The 15662-nt window shown below is 49.7% G+C and carries 14 protein-coding genes and 1 riboswitch; of the genes, 4 read left to right on the forward strand and 10 right to left on the reverse strand.

The window, feature by feature from the left end:
• Positions 1-64 precede the first annotated feature (64 nt).
• Together J7E21_RS08380 and J7E21_RS08385 are read right to left on the reverse strand one after the other, a co-directional pair.
• Positions 65-1231 carry a TraB/GumN family protein gene (locus J7E21_RS08380; RefSeq protein WP_215106559.1) on the reverse strand — a complete coding sequence of 389 codons (1167 nt, stop codon included), beginning with the start codon at positions 1229-1231 and terminating at the stop codon, positions 65-67.
• 210 nt (positions 1232-1441) lie between these two features.
• Positions 1442-2038: a class I SAM-dependent methyltransferase gene (locus J7E21_RS08385; RefSeq protein ID WP_353047755.1), complete on the reverse strand. Its 597-nt coding sequence runs from the start codon at positions 2036-2038 to the stop codon at positions 1442-1444.
• 134 nt (positions 2039-2172) lie between these two features.
• Positions 2173-2351: riboswitch (Lysine riboswitch) on the forward strand.
• Positions 2352-2478: 127 nt separating this feature from the next.
• Here J7E21_RS08385 and dapA point away from each other — a divergent pair.
• On the forward strand, positions 2479-3369 hold the full coding sequence (gene dapA / locus J7E21_RS08390; RefSeq protein ID WP_215106561.1) for a 4-hydroxy-tetrahydrodipicolinate synthase: 891 nt from the start codon (positions 2479-2481) through the stop codon (positions 3367-3369).
• Positions 3370-3407: 38 nt separating this feature from the next.
• On the opposite strand, the gene J7E21_RS08395 is transcribed toward dapA, so the two are convergent.
• Positions 3408-4244, reverse strand: a complete 837-nt coding sequence (locus J7E21_RS08395; protein ID WP_215106564.1) for an STAS domain-containing protein — start codon at positions 4242-4244, stop codon at positions 3408-3410.
• A gap of 138 nt (positions 4245-4382) precedes the next feature.
• Positions 4383-5393, reverse strand: coding sequence for a cell wall-binding repeat-containing protein (locus J7E21_RS08400; protein WP_215106566.1), 1011 nt, complete (start codon positions 5391-5393; stop codon positions 4383-4385).
• 327 nt (positions 5394-5720) lie between these two features.
• Here J7E21_RS08400 and J7E21_RS08405 point away from each other — a divergent pair, with 327 nt between their 5' ends.
• Positions 5721-6530 carry a DUF2382 domain-containing protein gene (locus tag J7E21_RS08405; protein ID WP_215106568.1) on the forward strand — a complete coding sequence of 270 codons (810 nt, stop codon included), beginning with the start codon at positions 5721-5723 and terminating at the stop codon, positions 6528-6530.
• Positions 6531-6617: 87 nt separating this feature from the next.
• Here J7E21_RS08405 and J7E21_RS08410 read toward each other — a convergent pair whose 3' ends face one another.
• The 6 genes from J7E21_RS08410 to J7E21_RS08435 form a co-directional block, all read right to left on the reverse strand.
• Positions 6618-8021, reverse strand: coding sequence for an LVIVD repeat-containing protein (locus J7E21_RS08410; protein ID WP_215106570.1), 1404 nt, complete (start codon positions 8019-8021; stop codon positions 6618-6620).
• A gap of 324 nt (positions 8022-8345) precedes the next feature.
• Complete coding sequence (locus J7E21_RS08415) at positions 8346-8987, reverse strand: YIP1 family protein (RefSeq protein WP_215106572.1); 642 nt, start codon at positions 8985-8987, stop codon at positions 8346-8348.
• 167 nt (positions 8988-9154) lie between these two features.
• Complete coding sequence (locus J7E21_RS08420) at positions 9155-10036, reverse strand: SDR family NAD(P)-dependent oxidoreductase (protein ID WP_215106574.1); 882 nt, start codon at positions 10034-10036, stop codon at positions 9155-9157.
• Positions 10037-10053: 17 nt separating this feature from the next.
• The gene (locus tag J7E21_RS08425; RefSeq protein WP_353047756.1) at positions 10054-10962 is read right to left on the reverse strand and encodes an SDR family NAD(P)-dependent oxidoreductase; all 909 of its coding nucleotides are present in this window, start codon (positions 10960-10962) and stop codon (positions 10054-10056) included.
• A 252-nt stretch (positions 10963-11214) separates the two neighbouring features.
• A complete protein-coding gene (locus tag J7E21_RS08430; RefSeq protein WP_215106576.1) occupies positions 11215-11964 on the reverse strand; it encodes an anti-sigma factor in 750 nt (249 codons plus the stop codon).
• Complete coding sequence (locus J7E21_RS08435; protein WP_215106578.1) at positions 11945-12523, reverse strand: RNA polymerase sigma factor; 579 nt, start codon at positions 12521-12523, stop codon at positions 11945-11947. Before J7E21_RS08435 ends, J7E21_RS08430 begins: the two co-directional genes overlap by 20 nt.
• A gap of 281 nt (positions 12524-12804) precedes the next feature.
• Here J7E21_RS08435 and J7E21_RS08440 point away from each other — a divergent pair, with 281 nt between their 5' ends.
• Positions 12805-14043, forward strand: a complete 1239-nt coding sequence (locus tag J7E21_RS08440; RefSeq protein WP_215106580.1) for a hypothetical protein — start codon at positions 12805-12807, stop codon at positions 14041-14043.
• Between the two features lie 48 nt (positions 14044-14091).
• Complete coding sequence (locus J7E21_RS08445; RefSeq protein ID WP_251047908.1) at positions 14092-15078, forward strand: class F sortase; 987 nt, start codon at positions 14092-14094, stop codon at positions 15076-15078.
• The last annotated feature ends 584 nt before the right edge of the window (positions 15079-15662 follow it).

Raw genomic sequence — 15662 nt, forward strand, 5'->3', positions numbered from 1 at the left:
AATTTTAAAACACAAAAAAGCCGCCAGGAAAATCTCCTGGCTGGCTTCGGTTTCCGTACTGGAATTATAAGTTTTGGAAGAATAAACGCAACACGTCCGCACCACCGATGAACGTACCGAGCGAGCTCCCGAGATTCGTCAAGACAATGACCAGCAATACACGCGTCACTTTATTGTCCCAGAAGCCTTTCACGGTAAAGACATCTTTCGCTAAAGAATCAAAATCCCCGACATTCGGGCGGCGGATGAACGCTTGCGTCAGACCGGCGAACCAGCCGGCCGCAACGAGCGGGTTGAGCGAAGAGATCGGCGCCGCAACAAACGCAGTGAGAACCGCCAACGGATGGCCGAACGCGATTGCCGCTCCGATTGCGGCGAGCGTGCCGTTCCACAGCACCCAACTGATGGTCTGTTCAATGCCGGCAGACGGATTTGCGTAAAACGTATACGCAATGATGGACAAAATGATCAACGGAATGGCCCAGCCGATGATTTTCGGCCATTTCGATTTTGCCGGCACGGTGTTAAGCGCCTCTAAATCCTGCTCACGGTGGATTTCCCTCGTGATGCCCGGGATATGTGCCGCACCAAGGACTGCGACGATTTTGTCACCGGGCGCTTCCTTGATTTTCTGTGCCAAGTATTGGTCACGCTCGTCGATGAGCGGCTTTTTGATGCCCGGGAACACTTTTGTGAAATCGTCCATCACAGCGTTCAGTGTATCCTGCTTTTTCATCTTTTCAAGATCTTCTTCAGAGATCGATTCCTTGCTGAAAATGCTGAAAAACACCGACATGATGAGCTGCACTTTGCCGAGCAGCCCGATATTGCCCCAAATGCGCGAAAACGTCACTTGGATGTTGCGGTCGGCTAGGATCAGCTCCGCGCCGATTTCTTCTGCCGAATGGATGCCTTGGATCATTTCGGATCCCGGCTTGATGCCGAATTGATCGGCCAGGCGGTTCTGGAATGAGGAAATCGCCAAGTTCATCAACAATAAACTCGCCTTTTTTTCTTTGATGATTTTAAATATATCGGTTTCTTTCCATTTCTTATCCTGCATGACCGACTCATAGCGTTGGGCATCGAGTTCGATACAGACCGAATCGGGCCGCTCCAACTCTACGACTTCTTTCACTTGCTCCGCGCTAAGTTTGGAAACATGCGCCGTTCCGATCAAAATCAATTGTTTGCCGTCCACTTCGAGACGGGTGATATTTTCTTCCGTCATAAATAGTACTTCCTTCATAGAATAGTATTTCTTGTTAACCGTCAGAGATGCGGTTAAAAAGACTGTCTATTGTTTATAATGAATCACCCAGCGCAAAATATCAATCTTTTCGAAAGCTTATCCTTCTAGGATGTTGAACGAGTTTCCTTCACCGAAAAGACTTTCTTTCCGCATTCGGTTTTGCAGCCTATAGCCGCTTTACAGTACAGCTTAATCCCACAGCGGCAACCGGTACACTAAAAATCTCTCGCGCAGATCCCGGGCTTCGTCGGGAAGCGGGATATCGCCGATCACCTCAAACGCCGTGCGCCGCTCCAAAAAGTCGGTATATTCGACCGACGGGTAAAACAAAAGAACTTCCACTTCCCGCGGATGTTCGCCCACGGATTTCAGGATGCGCCCGATCACCTTCATGAAAATCGGATCGGAGAACGGATTAAAGAAATAAAACCACCGGTCATCCGCTTGTATGGGGTAGTCCTGTGCATAGCCATTGCTGAATTCGATTTCGGCGTTTCCTTTCAGGCGCTTCAAGTTTCGAAGCGCCGCCTCGTGGAGCGACGGGTCGACCTCTACCCCTGTTGACGGTGTACCGAACAGATGGTGCGCATAGAAATTCAAGCGCCCTTTGCCGCTGCCGAAGTCAACAAGCCGGCCGGAGCCTGTCAGCGGATGCTGCCGAAATAAAACATCAAGCCACGCATACGGCGTCACTTCGAAGCGGTGTTCATGCATCGAAGCATTAAAGCCCATCTGCTCGCCACCGGTATGGATATTCAATTGCCGGTCCATTTGCTGATCATCCACGCTACCACCTCCTTTTAAATACAAACTCACCTAATCGATATTTTCATAATACAAATAACTAACTTCCCTCTTGCCAAGCTTTCAAATTTCTGTTATATTACAGCTAATTCAATAATTTCTTGCTTCCTTAGTGGAGCGAGGATAGAGGCGCAAAGACCATTAGTACACAATTCGAGGAGTATGAGCTCTTATGACGATTGCCGAAAGGGGGATTTGCCGAAGTGATGGGATGCTCATATTCCCATGCACTGGTTCTGCATTCAAGAAGTGCAGGACTGTCATATAGGAAACTATATGGAGGGCTATCTGACGAACAGGGACGATTGGTAAACATTGTTTCTAACGGCAGCAGCGGGCCCCCGTTGCTGCTTTTTTGTTTACTCCGGACCGGCCCCCCACCTCTAATTTTTGAAAAAAACTTAGAAAAGGGTGTGTTCTCTATGAATTTCGGTCAAGTGATCACTGCGATGGCGACGCCATTCGATGCAAACGGTGAAATCGATTTTCAAGCAACAACAAATCTCGTGGAACATTTAATCAATAATGGATCGGACGGCATTGTCGTCGCCGGCACGACCGGTGAATCGCCGACTTTGTCGACAGAAGAAAAAGTGGCGCTGTTCCGCCACGTCGCAACGGTTGCAGACGGCCGCATCAAAATCATCGCGGGGACCGGCTCGAACAACACGCGCGCTTCCGTCACACTAACGCAGCAAGCGGAACAAGCGGGCGTCGATGGCATCATGCTCGTCACTCCCTACTATAACAAACCGTCCCAAGAAGGCATGTACCGCCATTTCGAAGCAATCGCACAAGCGACACATTTACCAGTCATGCTTTATAATATCCCAGGCCGCAGCGTCGTCAATATGGCGGTCGACACCATCGTCCGCCTGTCACAGATCGATAACATCACCTGCGTGAAAGAAGCAAGCGGCGATCTCGACGCTGCGTCCGAGATCATCGAACGGACCGAACACGGCTTCGCGGTCTATAGCGGCGACGATAGCTTGACCTTGCCAATGCTTTCTATCGGCGGCGCTGGCATCGTTTCGGTCGCAGCCCATATTATCGGAAATGAAATGCAGGACATGATCAAATTGTTCCGCACCGGCGATACGGTTGGAGCCGCAGCGCTTCACCGCAAACTGCTGCCGACGATGAAAGCTTTGTTCGCAGCGCCGAACCCAAGTCCGTTAAAAGCCGCGCTTCATTTGTACGGCGTTCCGGCCGGAGGCGTCCGCCTGCCGATGCTCGCCTTGACAGCAGAAGAAACTGAAACTTTAACGCAATTCCTGCCGATTATGAATCAAGACACGGTAACAAACTAAAAAAACTCCGCAAATCGATAACGATTTGCGGAGTTTTTTTAGTTATAGACCTTTTTCAAGGTTCGCTTCAAGCTGCCGCCGATAGTCATCGTTTTGACATCGACACCGAGCGTTGTCAACGACTGGGCGGTCTCTGGGCGGATGCCCGTTAATATCGCCTCGACGCCGATTAAGCCCAGCGACTGGATGACTTTGACGATCTGTTCCGCCACCATCGTATCGACACGCACGACTCCGGACAAATCAATGATCAAGGTTTTAATCTTCAGCTCACTTGCCGACAGCAGCGTACTTTCAAGGATATAGCGCGCCCGGTCGACTTCAATGCTGCCGACAATCGGCAAGATGGCGACCGAATCGCTAATCGGCACGACCGGAGCCGACAATTCCAAAAATTCCTTGCGGGCAATATCCAGTTTTTTCTGATAGGAAATCATGTAGGCATGCGTATAGGAGTACGTTGCATGGTCAAGCAGCGCATGCAATACTTCCGCCGCATCGTACGTTATTTCCGGGGAAATATTCAAACGGCGCCCTTCGCTCTTGATCAATGTCGCAATATGCTTCCGGTATAAAGCCGTCTCCGCCAATGCCATATCAAGCGTCATGCCCTGTTCAAGAAAGAAATTCCCTGTCGCCTTAGCCCAGGCAGCCACATCCGCCATGATTTTTTCCTCGTTGCAGCTGTCCTGCATCGATTTGCCGAGCAATTCGATGAACCGGGCACGCTCGTTCAGAACCATTTCCGCAAACTCACGATCGGGCTCCACCACGTCACTTGGCAAAGCCGCAAGCCGCTCTTGTTGAATAAGCTCTGCAATCATATATTTATCTTCTTCCACTCGCTTACCGAATAATACCATTGATTTTTCCATCGGAACCTCCATCAATTGCTACTCATTTAATGATGCAACGTTTTTATTATACCCATTTCTTCTATTAAGCAATAGCGTTAGGAGGTTACAGAAGAAAAAAAAAAAAGTGCCTGCCAGCCGGCAGGCACTTTTTCAATATTATTCTGCAAACAATTGCTTCAAGGTTTCAGAAGAAAGTGCTTCTTGGCCACCAAGAATTGTGTAGAAAGAATATTCTGTTTCAAAATCTTTGATTTGCTGCTTAGATGCTGCAGTTGGGTTTTTTGCTGTAAGAACTAATGGACCAGAATACGCGGAGGCTAAAGCACTTCCTGACAAAGCATCCGGATAGTTTGTACCGGTAGCGATAAAGACTTCGCTTTCATTAACCAACAGCTCATTTTCGAAAGCAAAGTCATTAAAGGCTTTATTTGTATCGTAACGGGTCTTTCCTGCAATGCGGATCGGCTCTTCTTCAAACAATTGCTCCACTGCTTGGCCTACTGCTTCTTCGCCACCAATAACAAGCGGCCATTCCGGCTGATTTCCTTCGATATAGTCTGCCACTACAGCTGGTACAGCGCCCTTAGCTGGTACGAGCAGAATCGGATCCATATGATACCCTGCAGCTGGGGAAATCGATAGGGAATCGGCAAAGTTTGCGCCTGTGGCTACATAAAGGGTATCCTTCATGCCCAGTTCTTCCGCAATATTAACGGCCGTTTCATAACGGGTTTTTCCGCTGATGCGCTCTACTTCCATGCCAAGTGCTGAAATCTCTTTTTGGACTTCTTTTGAGATGGCACCAGTGCCGCCAACCAAAATGACATTTTTCGCGCCTAAACGTTTCAATTCATCTGCAAAACCTGCTGGCAAAGAATCTTTTTTTGTCAAAAGCAGTGGAGACGTGAATGAAGAAGCAAGAGGTGTTGCGGCTAAGGCATCCGGGAAGTCAGCGCCTGTAGCAACGACGACTGTCTTCACGCTTCCTTTCTCCCATTCATAAAAAGAAATTTCCAAGCTTGTCTGGTAGCGGTCGCTTCCTGCGTAGCGGACTGAATTATCCTCCGTAAGTGTAGCCGCAGAAGCTGCTCCAGTCGGTAGAACTGCTCCAAGAGCGAGTGCTGCAGTAAGTGCTGCAGTCGTCAAAACTTTGCCGTAAGTCATCATTTGTTTTCCCCATTTCTATAATTTTTTTCTTTCTTTTTCAATTATAAGATATTTTACAAAACATTACAATAGATTCATAAAAATATTTTTTTATAGGTAATAATCCCCTTAAATTCAGTTATTCCACTATAATAATCTCTCTTGTTTTCATTTATTTCATTTTTATTGTTTTATACTTCCAAATTTAAAGGCCCTCTAAACTTCCCCGTCGAAAATCGAGAATTAATAGTTGCGGCATTCAGCCAAAGGTTTATGAAAACCTCCTTCACGGGTACATAAGCCATATCGAAGACACGGCAAATCTTGACCTTACAGGAGGATTCCAATATGCAAAAACACGGCCATAAACTGATCGGCATGTTCGATGTGCAAGCGGAAGTGCTTCATGAAATCAGTGAACTCAAAGCGCAAGGATACAAAGAAGAGGACATGTACGTCGTCGCCTTAAACGACCAGCAGCTCCAGATGGTCCAAGGGCAGACTGATGTCCATTTGAATACCGACACGGGTGATTTCATGGACAAGTTCACATCGTTCATTTCCGGAGAAGATCCGACCAAAGATGCATTCTTGCAGATGGGGCTCTCCGAGACGGAAGCAGGCGAATACTATCAACACGTCCAAAACGGCAAGCTTGTTTTGTATGTCGACAGCGAGTACGGCATGAATTACCAAAACTTCGACGCTGCAGCTGAGCGACTCACCGGCAATCACGGGTCTACTGAGCCTGAGCCCAATGATGAGCAGCGCATAAAGCTCCACGAAGAACGCCTGGCGGTCGATAAAGAATGGACCGAAACCGGCAGTGTCGACATCCATAAAAAAACGGTCGAAGAAGAACTCACGCTGGATGTTCCGTATGAGCGGGAAGAAGTTGAAGTGGAACGCCGCCCGGTCAACAAGGAACTATCAGAATACGAAGCGACCGGTGCCTCCACCACCGCTTACGAAAAAGACGGCTACTGGCACATCCCGGTCATCGAAGAGCGCCTTGAAGTGCGCAAAGTAAAATACGTCAGTGAGGAAATCATCGTCCAAAAACACAAAATCCAAGAAACAAAACAAGTCCGCGAGACGGTGCGGCGCGAAGTCGTCGATATCGACGAAAACAATGCCGAGCGTTTCGACAAACCGTAAATATGAAAAAGGCGACTCCGGGAAACACTCCAGAATCGCCTTTTTTTCGTTTCGTTTCAATTCATTGCCGGACGACATGCCAAGGTGCTAGCGCTGTGCGTGGTCCGGCTTCTGTCCTTTACCTTTTTGCAGCACTTTCAAGCCTTGCCCCATGTCAGATGCCAAAACATAGTTGCGGTCTACAAATACTCCCCACACATCCGCCTGGTCCGGAACATATTGCCCGATCTGCTCCGGATTGCTCGGGTCGGTGATATCCACCATGTAGACGCCGCCCGCGTAATGGCTCAAATAAAGCGTATTGCCGTGAACTTTCGGATCATGCACCGTATTGGCGAATGTCGGGCCATCCTCGACTTTTTCCGTCAAATCGGTTTTGAATTCGCTCAACAGTTTCGGATTGGCTTTGTCTTTAATATCAAAGATCCGTGTATAACCGTATGACGCTTCATAACCGGCTCTTACCGGTGTCGACACTTCACGCGTTTCAATCAACACATTCCCGCCTTTCGCCAGAGCTGCTGAGTGAGCCGCTCCTTGCTGAGTCGAGGAATAATCGGTGCGCCCGATATAAACCGGGTTCTCAGGGTCTTTGATATCAAAGATCACCGTACCGAGATCCCACATGGAAACATAAGCGTATTGCGCGTTATGGTCGGTGATGACGCTATGGTTGAAGACAGCCCGTGTTTTGCCGTCCGGCGCATGCCAGTTATAGCCGTTGAAGGACTCCGGCACTTCCGGAAGGCTGCGCGGATCGAACTGCCAGAGCGTTTCAGGATTTTCCGGGTTCGAGACGTCTACAATCTGGAAGTCATGCTCTTCGCCGCCGCTGTAGATATCAGCATATGGATTGGAAGCAAAGACCAGAGCGCGATCGCCTTGCATCGTCAAGTACAATTCATGCGTTCCGCGTGTATCTGCATAAGTTTCCCAATAGCCCAATTTCTTTGGATTGGAAGGATCGGTTACATCATATAGAAGGAAACCTCCTGCTGCATCCGCATGACGGTCTCTCTGCTGGACACTGACAACTGCCAAGTCCCCTTTAAAGTCTGCAGTGTTGACGCTTTTGACGATGACTTTCTCCTGCCATGATCCCGCTACGTCATCATGGGCGAAAACCGACACTTCTTTCGGGTTGGACGGATCCTTCAAATCGAATACACGAACCCCGCCATTGCCGCCATTAGCCGTATGCGTTCCTAGATAGGCAAAGCCTTTATGCGCATAGACATCCGCCGTGTTGTTCTGTTTTCCAGCCAATTCCTTGATTTGTACGGACGCCGATTCCGTCAAGTTCGAGACATTTTTCGAGCCGGTCAGTTTAGGGTCGCTCAAGTTCAGCATCTCATCATTTGAGAAAACGGAGCGTTCCCCTTTCGACAGGTCGCTGCCATCCAAAGCGTCGTGTGCAGATGTTGCCGGGGCGAATGAGAACACGAGAGCAGAAGCTAGTGCTACATTTAGAAATGGTTTATGAATTTTCAATAGAATCCCTCCAAATTTTATTTCGTTTGTCGAATAAAGTATAGAGGGTCAAGTTCAGCGGCACAATGGAATACACCAAAATATTCTAAATATTACAAAAGATAAATAAATCGTCATAGCACCTTTTGTGTTTCTGTTCCTACCATTTTTTTCATCCGATTTCTTTTTTGCCACATTATAAGCCAAATGTTTTAGTATGTACTCAATTTTCAATGCAAGGCTAAATGGGGCAGGACCTGCCTATCTTCATGCAAAAAAATAAGCCGCCGCATTTTCGAGCGGTAGCTCATTTTTTATCAAGCAGACAATTAGCTTGACTCGTTCTTAAACCATCATAAAGACAAGGAATGCGACAAATGCGATGATTGCGCCGATCACCAGTACAGACGGGATGAGGATGATGAAAAACCCTTTCCACGCGGAAATCCGTTGCGCTTCGCCGACGGCCTTGCACTGGATCACGAAAGTCCAAATTCCCACTACCACAACTGCTAACAGCAAGATTATGCCCGTAAGAACACCCACGAACCCGCCGCTTGTAGCTTCTATAGCCATTTCGCTTTCTGTATAGAATGTGCCGGGCGATAACAGCAGCCAAAGCAGCCACATCGGCAATAGCCAGATTTGCGGAATGCTCGAAGTAACGACCGCACGGAACATTTCAGCATACGTTCCGACGCCTTTGAATAGTTTTCCAAGGAGAATATAGATGCCGGCTGCGATGGCGATTCCCGCCACGGCAAACAGCGGACCAAGCAGCAGCGATCCAATAATTACACCCAATGCCGGAAACAGCTGCTCCCCGCTGGATGCCCCCGAAAGGCCTGCGGAAAAACCGAGCAAGACCACCAACCAGAAGATGAAGCTGCTTTGTTTTTCTTCAATGACATAACGCACCGTCTCACGCGGACGCGTCCAAATCGCGGTAAATGGATTCAATTGTGCATACGCTTCGGGCTCATGCATTCGACCGCCCTCTTAAAATTCCTTTTTCTGGATTACCCATAAAAAATTCCCCCTTTTATTTCCATCTAATCATAGCAAAACGCTAGTGTAAATGACTGGAAAGAAAAAATCGCATAATTGCCCAATAGCTGAATTCAGCCATCAAAAAAAGCTTAGGCAGTGACTCCCTAAGCTTGTGGATTTTCATCTTTCTGTTGCGGCTCTTCCGGTTCGTGCAGCGTGCCGCTCTTCGGAGATTCAGGCGGAGTTTCCTCGCCATTAACCTTGACGAACTGATCGCGCCGCTTTTCCGTCCGCTTCGGTATAAACCGTGTCAATAAGCGCACTGACTTCATTTTCCGGCCGATTTCGACCACTTCCTGCGGTTCATCGATCAAGCGGATGATGGCCTCGACCGCATCTCGGGGGTCGTCCATCGGCTTCATATCGACGACATGACCCGAGTAATTGTCGGCGTGTTCAAACCACGGCGTATCGGTCGCCCACGGCAATACCGAACAGATGTGGATATTGGGGTAGCCTTCGAGCTTCACTTCTTCATTGAGCGCGGAACTGAATCCGAGAATGGCGTGTTTGCTGGCGCTATAGCCGGTGAAATAAGGATAGGCCACATCGCTTGCGACCGATCCGATATTGATCAAGGTGCCGCTGCCGATCTCCTTGAAATGGCGAAGTGCAAAATGGCTGCCGTTCAATGTGCCTTTGACGTTCACTTCGATCATGCGTGCGAGGTCTTCGAGCGGAATATCCGTGAACGGCCCAATGACCCCGACACCTGCGTTGTTGATCCAGACATCAATTTTCCCGAAACTGATCAGCGCTTCTTCGAATAGCCACGCGACGTCCGCTTCACGGCTGACATCCATTGTCACCGCAATGGCGTTTGGCCCGAGTTCACTCGCGAGCGCCTCGATCAAGCCGGTGCGCCGGGCAGCGAGTACGAGGTTCGCCCCGTCCTTGGCCAATTGCCGGGCAACTTCTTTCCCGAGCCCACTGGAGGCACCTGTGATGACGATCGTCTTGCCGTAATGTGATTTCTCTTGTGCCATGTCCGCTCCCACCTTTCTCACTCTTCGTCCTGGCGTTCAAACCGTTCCCGCAAGTCCCCGGAAACGTTTTGTCCTTCTTCGAGCGGTTCGTGCAAACTGCCGGAAGTCCGCTCGGCAAGCGGCGCCGAGTCAATCATGCCTTTCAGCTGTTCGCCGCCTAAGCCTTTGGCGGGTGCAGCCAAAAACTGCCCGAAAAAGGTGGCTGTCTTGCTTCTAGTACCGACTTCCAATGTTTTTCTCGGCTCCTCGATCAAGCTGAGAATGGCATCGACCACTTTCCCGGGATCATCCGCCGGACCAACCAGAATCTCATGGCCCGAATAATTCCCTGCATGTTCGGTCCACGGCGTATCCGTGATCCACGGGTCGATCGAACAGACATGGACGTCCGGATAACCTTCCAGCCGCAGCTCTTCAAAAAGCCCATTGGACAATCCGCTAACCCCAAATTTGCTGCCGGTATATGCGGCTCCATATGGCATCGGCACTTTGCTCGCGAACGAGGACACATTGATCAAGATGCCGTGCCGCTGTTCCTTGAAGCGCCGCAGCGCGAAATGGCTGCCGTAAATCGTGCCAAGCAAATTCACTTCGACCGTCCGGTTCAAATCACGCAGCGGCGTGTCGACAAACGGGCCGAACGTGCCGATCCCCGCATTATTGATCCATACATCAATCTGCCCGAAATTATTTATCGCGGCACGGTGCAAACTCTCGACATCTTTCGGGTGGCTGACGTCTGCTGTCACCGGGATGACCAACGGGCCGAGCGAGTCGGCCAGTTCTTCGATCAGCCGGGTCCTGCGGGCGGCAATGACCAGCTTCGCCTGTTCCTTCGCCAAGCGTTCCGCCAGTCCACGGCCAATTCCACTTGATGCGCCTGTAATGACTATGACTTTTCCACGATATGAAAATTTCGCCCCCACAGCACTCGCCTCCTTCATAAAAAAATGCATAGTTTTATATATAAATACCCCCTTTTCAAGCGCCAAAAACGCTTCACGACGGGCATTCAAGAAGAACAGTCCTAAAGATTCAAACTTTTCTGACTTCATGGATCCAAACACCTATATTAGCCTATTTTCCCATTAACATCATTCACTGATCAACAAAAAAAGAGCGTCACCTTTTAAGGTGACGCTCCCATGAAAATCGTTTATTGCCTTGATCTATCGTTCTTATGCTTCTGGGTCAATTGCGGCGCTCAACACTACTTCCCCTTGCGGAGTCTCATTGCCCCGCTGTGGTTCCAAAGTGATGGCAATCGTATCCCAACCTTCTGTATCTTCTTCGAGACTAAAGAACGCTGCGCCTTCATTTTCCTCATCAGCCGTAAAGGCTCCCGCTGGAATCGGCTCCCCGTCTTTCAATAACCAAATTTGATAGACTTCCCCGCCGCTAAGTGGAGCGAGTTGATCTGCCTGCACGAGGAGATTCAATGCGTTTTCATCACGGACGATGGCAGCTGTCCCGATGCCTTCAAACGCTTCACTCGGCTGCAGATCCACTGTTTCAAACGCCACAGCCGGCGATTCAGGCGCATCCGGTCGATCGCTTAATTCATAAAACGCATACGCGTTACCGAGCAGCGACACCAAAAGCCCCGCCGCAATGAGCGGTGTCCATTTCGAGCTTGTGAAGGTACGCTTCGGCATAGCAGTTGGCGCCGTTTTGGCTTCACGAACTGCCGTATGCACTTCTGTTGGCTCATTTTTCTGTTCTTCTTCAAACACAGCATCCAATATCCGTGCTTTCATGCCTGTATTCGGCTCAACCGGCTCTGCAAGATAAGGGAGTTCGCCTGTCATATCGACAATGTCACGGCATTCCGGACACTCCGCTAAATGCTGTTCAAATTGTTGTCGCTGTTGTTCATCTAGGCTGCCATTTAAATAATCGACTAATTGATCACAATTCACGTTTGTCATCCAGAACTCCCCCTTCCTGCACCACTTGCAAAGATGTCTTCAATTTCTTCAATGCCAAGCGGATCCGGCTCTTCACTGTGCCGAGCGGAATGCCGCATTTTTCTGCAATTGTTTCATGCGTGTAGCCTTTGAAATAAAACAGATCCACCATCTTTTGCTGCTCGTCCGATAAATGACGGACAGCTTGATGGATTTGCTCGCTTTTTTCCTGCCATTCAACCGTTTCTTCGACCGAGAAATCGGTGCTTTCGACTTGTGCGACTTCTTCTAATGGAACGGAAGGCTTTTTTTGCTTGCGGATCAGATCCACCGCCGCGTTGCGTGACATGGTCACTAGCCACGCCACAAATTTCCCTTTGCCTTCATCATAATGGCCAGTTCCCCGCCAAATTTTGACGAACACTTCCTGCAGCGCCTCTTCTGCGAGGTCGCGGTCTCCTGTCATCTTATAGAGATAGGAGAACAGCATCTTTTCGTACTTGTCATACAGTTCTTCGAGCGCGGCCTTGTCTTTGCCCCTGACGCGCTCGTATAGCAATGCGTCTGAACTTTTTTCCATGCCGTTTCCCCTTTTTTCAAATTTCGTATATTCAGCTTACTACACTCCGCGGCATTAACGTTAGCTGGCTCTATTTCCTTGTTACCCATTCAACGCAATGAGAGCGCATATAGTTCACTTTATTGTGGTGAATTGTAGTTTTCTGCTGTGAGTATTACGCAAAAAGTCGGAGTCACATGGCCTTGCTCATTTTCATTGAAAAACTTAATTAAAAAAGTGATCTAATCAGCCAGTTCTTGCGTTAGACATTATAAGAAGAAAACTATAAGGAGTGGTGAATTATGATGAAAAAACGACAACTCATTTTAGCATCCGCATTCACGGGTGCATTGATCGGCGCTGGCGCAACTAGCGCGGCGGCAGATACCGGAAAACTGCAGGAGAGCGATTTAGAACTTTTATTGGCTGAACAGCATGCCTTAAATGTAGAGACCGCCATTAAATCGATCGATGACCATCCGGCTGCCCAGGCAGCCGAAGAGGCCCTGCTGCAAAACACGGAGCAGTTGGAAAGTTATTTAGCAGGCCTCCTTTACCAACCAGAAGAGGCCCGCGAGCTCACAGAATTTTTCCGCCAGCAAAGCGAATGGATCACTGCGGCTGCAGATGGCCAAACAGGTGAAGCCCCAACAGCAGAAGGTCTCGGCTACCGCAGCCAGACAGCTGCAGAAAGCTATGCGGCCACACTCCAAAACTTAATCGGCCATTACGCTGAAGAAGACTTTGAATCTGCGTACCGCGCACATCTGGAAGGCTTTTCAGCAATCGAAAGCTTGAGCACAGCATGGTCGGACAGCCTCACAGACGAATTCCCCAAGCATTTTGACGGAAACCCGGAGTCAGCTGATGAACTGCGCTCCACATGGAACCGCCTCGGTGCTGAACACATTGCGCTAAGCCAATTGAGCATGGCTAAAGGCTTTGACGGCGATTCCGATTTCGACTTTGTCGAATGGGCACAAGATGAAAATGCAGAATCGTTCCGCGCGCTCTTTGCCGAATACTACGGCGAGGAACAAAGCGACCGCTTTCTTGAACTGTGGACCAACGACCACCTGCTTGTCCAAGGCGATTTGTCCGCAGCCGCGGTTGCCGGAGATGAAGACGGACAAACGGACGCAGCGGCGGCATTATCCGCTGACTTCCCAGCCGCATTCGGCAGTTTCCTCGTTGAGCTGACAGAGCATCCGGATGCTGCGTCGGCGCAACAAGCGATTGAACGCCACGAAACAGCTGCTGTTGAAGCTTTTGAGCACTACCAGCAAGAAGACTTTGAGGCCTATTACACAAGTTACGGAGAAGGCTTTGGTGCAATCGGTGAGTTTTCGGAGCACTTCACGAACGCAACAGCTGAGCGATTCCCGGAACAATTTACAAACGCCGCCCCTGAAAAAATGCCGGCAACCGGACTTGGCGGAATGGCTTCAGGAAACGCCATACTCGGTTTATGGATCGCCCTTTCGACCGTGATTATTGGGCTCGGGGCAACTTTTACCTTACGTCAGAGAAAGCCGGAATGATGCCCTCCAAAACGGAGGCATCGCTATTTGTGAAAGGTGGATTTGCACATGAGACATTTTTTCATTATGGGCTTGGCCACAGCGCTTTGCATCACTTTGTTGTTCATTTTGGATCCGCTGAACGCTCCAGAGACCCAAGCTGAACCTTCAGGAAGCGTCCATAGCGCTGATCAAACCGACGCCAAACCAGCGGAACAAAAGACGCCAAGCGAACGGCTCGATACCGAATATCGCGACAAAATCGCGGAATTCCCAGTTCGCCCAGCCCAGCAGGACAAGCTGGCAGAGCTGCGGAAAGAACGTTTGAATAGCTTGCAGGGCATGACTCCGGTAAGCATTTCGATTCCTTCCATCGGAGTGGATGCTGCCATTGAAGAAACCGGCGTGTTGGAAAACGGCGAAATGGGCGTGCCGGAAGATGTCGACCAGGTCGGCTGGTTTGAGCCTGGCTTTAAAGCTGGCGCTGAAGGACACGCCGTCCTTGCCGGACACGTCGACAGCCTCAGCGGGCCTGCCGTGTTTTACGAACTCGACAAGCTAGAGACCGGAGACCAATTTACGTTAACGGACGCGGACGGACGGGAAATGGTTTTTGAAGTGCGGGACATGGAGAGCTATATCACGGATGAGGCGCCGGTCGAGGAGATTTTCGGCCGCTCTGACCAGCGCATGGTTAACCTCATCACGTGTACCGGTGATTTCAACCGCAGCATCGGCTCCCACGAAGAGCGGCTCGTCGTCTCCGCCGAACTGATTTCCGATTCGGCGATGATAGAGCTCGACCCTGCTGCTCCTGATAATATCCGGCTGTCAGCAGCGGCCTTATCATGGCATGCAGTGCGCGACGATTCGATCATCGGCTACCGCGTGTATGCAGAGGATATCGAGAGCGGCGCCACTGAAAAAATCGCCACTGTGTCGCTGTTCGAACGCAAAAGCGTGCCGCTGAAAGCGGACGACACCAAGCGCTATTTTGTCGTGTCCGTCAATGTTGATTTGAAAGAATCCGAAAAAGCTGTAGTACCGGCCACTTAAATAGAGCCTCGATCAGCTTTGTAAGATACTGATCGAGGCTTTTTTGTCCTCTGAACAATAGGATGCAAGAAAAGATATACTAGATTTTCTTCCTTAAATAGCTAGTGCTATTAGACTGCGCTCCAGGGGCACGCTTGCCGGGGGGGCGGGCGTCGAACCAAGGTGGCAAAAAGCGCGCCACCATTGTCTCACCAGTCCCGCTCGGTCCCCCAGGCGTCGGCCCCTTCCGCTCCGTCTCTAGGTTTAGAGGTGTTAATCATTTCTTCATCCTCTCAACTAGTAAGCGGTGGAAGATATCTCTTTGTTGCCACAATCGATGCTGCAAAATTTTTCTTAACACTGGGATAGGCAGCTATTTTCAGCACTGTTTGAACCAGTTAAACCAGTTTTCAATTCATCACTATTCCACTAAGGAAGCGATTTCCCCAACAGTGGACGAAACGTATAGAGGTAACTCAATTTTCACAGGCAAGAGTCAGTGGAAATGAAAAGCCGCCTCGCGCATAGGGGTGAGCCGAAGCAATGAGACAAGAGGTTTTCTTGGCTCATTGCGGGAGGCCAACCCAAAGCGAGGCGGCGAAGCA

It is taken from the genome of Planococcus sp. ISL-109, from assembly GCF_018613655.1.
Taxonomy (GTDB): domain Bacteria; phylum Bacillota; class Bacilli; order Bacillales_A; family Planococcaceae; genus Planococcus.

Bases quoted from the DNA above. Each gene is read 5' to 3' on its own strand.
- dapA (WP_215106561.1), top strand. From the start codon at position 2,479: ATGAATTTCGGTCAAGTGATCACTGCGATGGCGACGCCATTCGATGCA.
- J7E21_RS08440 (WP_215106580.1), top strand. From the start codon at position 12,805: ATGATGAAAAAACGACAACTCATTTTAGCATCCGCATTCACGGGTGCA.
- J7E21_RS08395 (WP_215106564.1), bottom strand. From the start codon at position 4,244: ATGGAAAAATCAATGGTATTATTCGGTAAGCGAGTGGAAGAAGATAAA.
- J7E21_RS08400 (WP_215106566.1), bottom strand. From the start codon at position 5,393: ATGATGACTTACGGCAAAGTTTTGACGACTGCAGCACTTACTGCAGCA.
- J7E21_RS08405 (WP_215106568.1), top strand. From the start codon at position 5,721: ATGCAAAAACACGGCCATAAACTGATCGGCATGTTCGATGTGCAAGCG.
- J7E21_RS08380 (WP_215106559.1), bottom strand. From the start codon at position 1,231: ATGACGGAAGAAAATATCACCCGTCTCGAAGTGGACGGCAAACAATTG.
- J7E21_RS08430 (WP_215106576.1), bottom strand. From the start codon at position 11,964: ATGACAAACGTGAATTGTGATCAATTAGTCGATTATTTAAATGGCAGC.
- J7E21_RS08445 (WP_251047908.1), top strand. From the start codon at position 14,092: ATGAGACATTTTTTCATTATGGGCTTGGCCACAGCGCTTTGCATCACT.
- J7E21_RS08415 (WP_215106572.1), bottom strand. From the start codon at position 8,987: ATGCATGAGCCCGAAGCGTATGCACAATTGAATCCATTTACCGCGATT.
- J7E21_RS08435 (WP_215106578.1), bottom strand. From the start codon at position 12,523: ATGGAAAAAAGTTCAGACGCATTGCTATACGAGCGCGTCAGGGGCAAA.
- J7E21_RS08420 (WP_215106574.1), bottom strand. From the start codon at position 10,036: ATGGCACAAGAGAAATCACATTACGGCAAGACGATCGTCATCACAGGT.